The sequence below is a fragment of the Mesorhizobium waimense genome, from assembly GCF_003601975.1.
Taxonomy (GTDB): Bacteria; Pseudomonadota; Alphaproteobacteria; order Rhizobiales; family Rhizobiaceae; genus Mesorhizobium; species Mesorhizobium waimense.
The window spans coordinates 1-6,435 of record NZ_QZWZ01000106.1 but is presented as its reverse complement, the minus strand read 5'-3'; the positions used below and the strand labels follow the sequence as shown (position 1 = coordinate 6,435).

General features: G+C 57.6%; 3 protein-coding genes and 5 pseudogenes. 5 read left to right on the top strand and 3 right to left on the bottom strand.

Annotated elements, in window-relative coordinates; genetic code table 11:
• The first annotated feature begins 434 nt into the window (after positions 1 to 434).
• Together D3227_RS39555 and dddP are read left to right on the top strand one after the other, a co-directional pair.
• On the top strand, positions 435 to 1,196 hold the full coding sequence (locus D3227_RS39555; RefSeq protein WP_120019374.1) for an SDR family NAD(P)-dependent oxidoreductase: 762 nt from the start codon (positions 435 to 437) through the stop codon (positions 1,194 to 1,196).
• A gap of 791 nt (positions 1,197 to 1,987) precedes the next feature.
• Entirely contained in the window at positions 1,988 to 3,466 is a 1,479-nt protein-coding gene (dddP, locus tag D3227_RS39550; RefSeq protein WP_208646608.1) for a dimethylsulfonioproprionate lyase DddP, read from the top strand.
• On the opposite strand, the gene D3227_RS39545 is transcribed toward dddP, so the two are convergent.
• Positions 3,429 to 3,815 carry a LexA family protein gene (locus D3227_RS39545; protein WP_120019375.1) on the bottom strand — a complete coding sequence of 129 codons (387 nt, stop codon included), beginning with the start codon at positions 3,813 to 3,815 and terminating at the stop codon, positions 3,429 to 3,431. The genes dddP and D3227_RS39545 overlap by 38 nt on opposite strands.
• Positions 3,816 to 3,861: 46 nt before the next feature.
• Here D3227_RS39545 and D3227_RS39540 point away from each other — a divergent pair.
• Positions 3,862 to 4,161 (top strand): annotated as a pseudogene (locus tag D3227_RS39540) (helix-turn-helix domain-containing protein); the annotation flags it as partial.
• Here D3227_RS39540 and D3227_RS39535 read toward each other — a convergent pair.
• Positions 4,155 to 4,621 (bottom strand): annotated as a pseudogene (locus D3227_RS39535) (transposase); the annotation flags it as partial. The pseudogenes D3227_RS39540 and D3227_RS39535 sit on opposite strands and share 7 nt — an antisense overlap.
• Positions 4,622 to 4,720: 99 nt before the next feature.
• Here D3227_RS39535 and D3227_RS43995 point away from each other — a divergent pair.
• Both D3227_RS43995 and D3227_RS39525 read left to right on the top strand, forming a co-directional pair.
• Positions 4,721 to 4,903: pseudogene (locus D3227_RS43995) on the top strand (carbamoyltransferase C-terminal domain-containing protein); the annotation flags it as partial.
• 763 nt (positions 4,904 to 5,666) lie between these two features.
• Positions 5,667 to 5,915 (top strand): annotated as a pseudogene (locus D3227_RS39525) (transposase); the annotation flags it as partial.
• Positions 5,916 to 6,273: 358 nt separating this feature from the next.
• On the opposite strand, the pseudogene D3227_RS39520 reads toward D3227_RS39525, so the two are convergent.
• Positions 6,274 to 6,435: pseudogene (locus tag D3227_RS39520) on the bottom strand (IS630 family transposase); the annotation flags it as partial.

Below are 6,435 nucleotides of genomic sequence, written 5' to 3'. Positions count from 1 at the left end.
GGCGCAACGCCGCACATATTGCGGGCGAGTGGTTTCGGTCCAGGGCATCATGATCTCCGTCGAATCTCAGCAATCCGACAGAATCACAACCCGCTGAAATCACTCACCTCTTTTTGGAACGGACACTCAGGCCCAGCAATCATAGGGACTAGATTGCGAGGCGGACGACGCAAGCCCTATGCTTCGCCACCTAAACGAACAAAGTCTAGCTTAAAAAAATAGGACTTAGTGTTAATTTGGCATAACAGTTCTTTATAAATAATTAGCCAAAGCTTAACCGGGCAGCATTCACCGGAAATGCTGGATGTGTTAATTAGGCACCGCGGCATTTAGTTAGCTGCATGCGCTGCGCATTAAAGCTCGGCGTAGCTACGCAAGCTGTTAGGCGTTCCTTGGCTTATCAGATGAGCCTCTTCGGCTAGAGAATCACAACAATGACGCATTCCAAGAAGGTTGTTATCATTACTGGCGCAACGTCGGGGATAGGAGAGGCCGTCGTAGAGGCCTTCGCTGCGATAGGTGCGTCGGTTGTATTGGTCGGCCGCGATCGAGAGCGCGGCAAACGAGCCTTGGAGGCGGTTCAGAAACTCAATTGTCGGGCCGAATTGATGCTGGGCGACGTGGCTGACTCGGCCTTCGCCGACCACGTGGTCAATTCTACCGTAGAGCGGTTTGGAAAGGTCAGCGTTCTGGTTAACAGCGCGGGTATCATCCGGCGTGGAAGTGTACTTGAGACCACAGATGATGATTGGCGTGAGACTTTCGAGGCCAATGTCAGTGGTGTGTTCTACTTTAGCCGAGCGGCAGTTAAGGCTATGGGGAGGACCGGCGGCGGCAGCATTGTCAACATAGCCTCGAATGTTGGGCTGGTTGGTTGTTCCGAGCTGGCAGCCTATTGTTCGTCGAAGGGCGCGGTTGTTCTGCTGACGCGCGCTATGGCCCTTGACCATGCCAAAGAGCAAATCAGCATCAATGCCGTCTGTCCTGGTGCCGTTGATACTCCCATGCTTGTATCGGCCCATAGCAAGCCGGTCAGCCCCGAGGAGATTCTTCAAAGGAATGTTGACGCGATACCCCAGGGTCGCGTGGCTACTCCCAAAGAAATAGCGAGCTTGACGCTGTACCTTGCAAGCGAGGAAGCCAAGCACATCACAGGGGTCGCTCTTCCGATAGATGGCGGCCTCACTGCAGGATAGGAGGAATTTTTGGGTGCGGCTATCAAAGTTGCTGTCACCGGTAGCAATCGAGGCATGGGGCGCGAGAGGCTCGCTGATGAAAAGGCGATGGTTGTTATCGGCAATTTGTTTGACGAGCCATCTCCCCCTGTCAGCAGAGCCGTAAACGAGACTATCGAAATAGTTCGCCGTCGTCAGCCCGATTCAATCCGGGATCACGGCGCCACTTGACACGAATTTTGAAGCCCTTCGTTGCAAGAAGGCGACAACCCCTAACCCGCATTCGTCTGACGCGAAATCGAATGGGTGGACGGAGGAAGAAGGAAATATGAGGGCTGCGCCACATCGCAAGGGGCATCGGCAATCCAGCACTTCCCAATAGGCTTGGCTCCTTTGGGATTGAGCGAATGAACTCACGGATGCTGGTGCAAAGAGGAGCAATTGCTTCGCATCTCGCATCAAGCATCGCTCCGCCCTGATTCGGCTGCGGTTGAAAGGAATCGGTCATGCCGTGTCCACATGTAAAACAAAAGCGTGTCTATCTTAACAGAGATGTTGGCGGCGCGAGGCAGCTCAATGCTCGCAATGTTGGAGCCTCGAATGCTGTGTCGATAGAAGCCGTGAAGTGTTCGCTACAGGCGATTTCTGCCGGGCGAGATCGTTATCACCGGGTTAATTGGGCGACTGGAACGGGTTGGACGACAAACTCGATTCAACTGGAGTCCAAGCCCCTCTTTTTTCGCTCTTCGGGAAAGTGACGAGGTGACCTGGGACTACGCTAGCTCGGAGTTCGGGTGCACCGAAGTATCTGTTTGTCTTTGTTCGTCGGCATTGCCGAGGGTGCAGCCGGAGGCTTCTCCTCCAAGTTAAAGTCGCTGTGCCGGGCAATATTTCTCCTCCTTCAGCAACCAGCAAATCCTGTCGTGCTGATAGAATTCGTGCAACTGGGAATCTTCAAAATGTCCTCGTTTTCTATCGTGAACCGCAAAATCAATCCGACACGAGGGGCCAAGGCTCTGAAGCCGGATGGTAGTATTAATAGCAACGATCGAGTGGAGATCGGACCCACGGATGCCGCCTTTGCCGAGTGGTCCGTGCTAGGTCTGACGCCGCCGAACCTGGAGCGGATGCGGAAAACGCGGCTCGACCGGATCGTCCAGCAACTGCGTAAGAGGGACTATGCCGGTGTATTGTGCTTCGATCCGCTGAATATTCGATACGCAATTGACTCCTCGAATATGCAAATCTGGACCATGCACAATCCCTCCCGAGCCGCCTTCGTATCGGCGGACGGGTATGTCGTTCTCTGGGATTTCCATCGTTGCGGCCATCTTTCTGACTACCTTCCGCTCATCAATGAGGTTCGAGATGGCGGTGCTGGCTTCTTCTACTTCGTAGCTGGTGACGAGGAGGAGGTAATCGCGAAGGAGTTCGCCGGACAGCTTGACGATCTGTTGCGCCGCTTTGGAGGCAAGAACCGTCGTCTTGGCGTTGATAGGATTGAGATCCCTGGCTTGCGCGCGTTGGATGATCTCGGGATTGAGGTCTGCAACGGCATGCAGCTCATGGAACATGCCAGAGCGATCAAGGGGATCGACGAACTCAACGCGATGCGCTGCTCGCTGGCTACTTGCGAAATCGCGGTTGCCAAGATGCGAGAGCAGCTCCGGCCGGGAATAGCCGAAACGGAACTTTGGTCGGTTCTTCATGCTGAGAACATCGCTCGCGGCGGCGAGTGGATCGAAACGCGCATTCTGACATCTGGACCTCGTACTAATCCCTGGATGCAGGAAGCCGGGCCACGTCGAGTTATCTCAGGAGACCTCGTCGCCTTCGATACGGACATGGTGGGGCCTTACGGCATGTGCGCTGATATCTCCCGAACCTGGTACTGTGGCGATGGTCGGCCGAGTGACGAACAGCGACGGCTGCATGCTGTCGCTTATGAGCATGTCATGACAAACATGGCCTTGTTGAAACCCGGCGTGTCGTTCACCGAACTTACCCAACGCGGCCACAAGCTGCCGAAGGATTTTGTTGACCAGCGATATAGCTTCATGATGCACGGCATTGGGCTTTGCGACGAGTATCCGGCCATCGCTTATCCAGAAGATTTCATCCCGGGAGCGTTCGACTACGTCCTTGAGCCCGGCATGACGCTATGCATCGAAGCGTACATTGGAGCCGTCGGTGGGCGCAACGGCGTTAAGCTCGAAGAGCAGGTGCTAATAACCGAGAAGGGTCACGAAAATCTCACAAAGTGCCCGTTTGATCCGGCTTTGAGAAGCTGAAGAGGTTAAGGCTTTCGCATGCGTACAGGAACAACTGTAATCGCCTAGTACCTCTGCACAGGGATTTGACGTTTTGCACGGGTTGTAGTCTGGGTAGGCTGTCGGGTTCGACGAGCAGTTCAATACTGCGCGCGAGGCCCGGTTGCCTGCGGATCAATCCAGTGCGCTCGAGGGTGAGCACCATCTGATGGACGGAAGGCGCGGTGACGCCGAAGAAGCGCTGCATATCGCGTTCGGCCGGCGAGCGACCATTGAGGAGGCCGTAGGTCGAGATGAAGGCGAGATACTGGCCCTGCTTTTCGGTGAAACGAGGTCGAGTTGGCGTCTTTGCGTCAAGTAATTGATTCATTTTCTGATTCTTCCGGAACCTCCACAACCGAAGGAGGCCATCCGGGATGAGTGTACGCTATCGCGTCGATCTCGACCAACCCGAACGCGACGAACTCATGAGCATGCTGCGAAGCGGCAAGCATCCGGCGCGCAAGCTCAAGCGGGCCCAGATCCTACTCGCTGCCGACGCAGGCTTGGGCGACGAGACCATTGCGAGGACGGTGGTGGTCGGCGGCTCCACGGTCTACCGCACCAACCGCCGTTTCGTGGAGATGGGCCTGGAGGCGGCGCTGAGCGAAGAACCGCGCCCCGGGGCGGAGCGCAAGCTGAGCGGCAAGGAGGAAGCCTTGCTGGTGGCCACCTCGTCAAACGTGTCGTCGATGTCGAGCACGATCCGCTTCGGCACCTGCCGGAACGAGGCACAGTAAAGGTCGACCATCGCCCGGCCCACGGCGACCAGCTCGCGCACGCCGGGCAGGTTCTCCAGCCGGCACATCGTCGATTGCGACGCCAGATCCCGACCCGAAGGCAGTGCATCCTGGGCCATCTTGAAGACCGGATCGGAGCGCAGCCGGTTGGCGTCGTTGCCATCCTCATAGCCGGCGGCAATCATCTTCATGCGGAACCGATCATATCGGCCACACTATGGATGACCTGGTCCGGGCAGCGCGGATCATCGATGCAGCGCGCCAGACGGTCGGCCACCCGCAGCCGCTTTTCCACCTCGGCCAGAGCGAGAACCCCACTGTTGGACGACAACATGCCGCCGTCGAAACGGGCGACGACGGACTTGCCGCCGACTGATGACAAACCGCTCAGCGGCAGCGTAAGATGGTCTCCGGGAAATGGCGCGGATCGGCTTAAGCAACCAAATCCTACGTCATTTCAACCGCTTGCACCACATCCGCGTTCAAGGCGAAAAGCGGAGTCGGCGTTCTTTGCAACACATCCCTAAATTTCAAAGGCACCGGCTTCATCAATCGCGCAAGCGATTTGCTGACCTATGCCCGGGCTTCGGGTCTTGACGGATTCGTGATTAACGACGCCTTGTATCTCCTCAAGGAGGCCACTCTCACGGGGTCGAGTGGACAGAAAAAAGCCGCGTAAGGAGAAGAAAGCGTCCCGTCCGCTGGTGCTTTCAATTTTCCTACATCTCTTACTCAGGTTGAAGACGGGTTGCTTTTCTGGCACCGAATTGCAGAGAACCCCACTCGCGCAGGCCAGCTTCGATCAGATCACACCGGTTGTCGAAAGATAGCCGTCGCGCTCATCTCTAGGATGAACGCTTCGGCTTTGATGGTAGGCCTTGTCGTGGCGCAGTGTCCTGTCCGGCTTCATTGAGACGGTGCTTCTGTAACGCTGTAACGGGCCTCGACTTGTCAATCCCTCTTAGCTCCGTCCGCCGCCGGGGGGCTTGCTTCTGCCCGCAGTCCCGCTTTCGGCCGCTGCCTGATGGGGTCTGATCGGGGTCGGTTGGCCAATCCAGGGCCGTGGTCATCAAACGAGCTGCTCCCGTCTTAGCGGCTATCCGGATCCACCGTCCCGGCAGGGACTTCGCAACGACAGGACCGGGTCAGCAGGGCCCGCCGTGCTCCTCCTCCTGCTTGCCGCAGGCTGCTTGTCGCTATAATGGCGCCAAGGGTGATGTAACTGGAGGTCCTGCTCCGACAGCGACCGGCCGCCTTGAGCGCCGAGGAGCGCGAGCGCCTATGCAAATGGGGGTCGACCTGGAGGCCACCTGCATCATTCGGCGGCCACTGCCGTCACGCGTAGGCGTATCATCCGGGTCGTGTTGCGCGAGGTCGTGGCACACGTCGAGGGTGACCAGATTCATTTGTTGTTGCATTGGAAAGGCAGCGATCATACCCGCCTGGGGGCGCAGTTGGGGCTGACTCCAGCGCGCTACCAGTCCAGCGAGACCGATGTCCAGGGAAAGGTGAGCCGCTGCGGCGACGAACTCGCCCGCACCGCCCTCTACGAGGGCGCATTCGCTGCTGGTGCGCTCGAAGAAATGGTCGAGCCTGCGCGCTTGGGCATGAACATCGTCAGACTCCGCGGCATGGCGCGGGCGCGTCTGGCGGTGGCCCGCAAACTGGCCGTCATCCTGCACCGCATGTAGGCCGACGCAACCGAGTTCCGCTTTGGAAAGGAGCCTGCCGCACTGGCAGCGTGACCGAGAAAGATCAAAGAAGCAAGCAACACGAACAAAGCTTCCGCCCGAAAAGGGCGATGCCCGGATCGTTCCGTGGGGACGATGGGCGAGGCGATCTCGTTGAGAGTCCCGAACCTGCCGACCCAAGGTTCGCAAGGTCGTGAACCAGATTGAGACGTTTCGCTCTCCTGATCCCACCGTGCGGCGGCCCAAGCGCCACCACGAAGAGAAGCGGGTGACCTGCGGAACGGTCCGAGAAAAAGTGCAGAGCACCTTGACCACGACGACCCCAATCAGAGAGGACTCTTATGTCAGGCGACAACCACTAGTGGAGTGATTCCAACGTTTGGTGCCCGCGCCTGACGGCAGCGATGATTTTGTGTGGGTCGGCTCTCCAGACGAACGGTTGGGATTGCTGATTGTGCTCGGTGATGAAGCGATTGATGGCGGCCTGGAGATCAACGACGGAGTAGAAGACACCGTACTT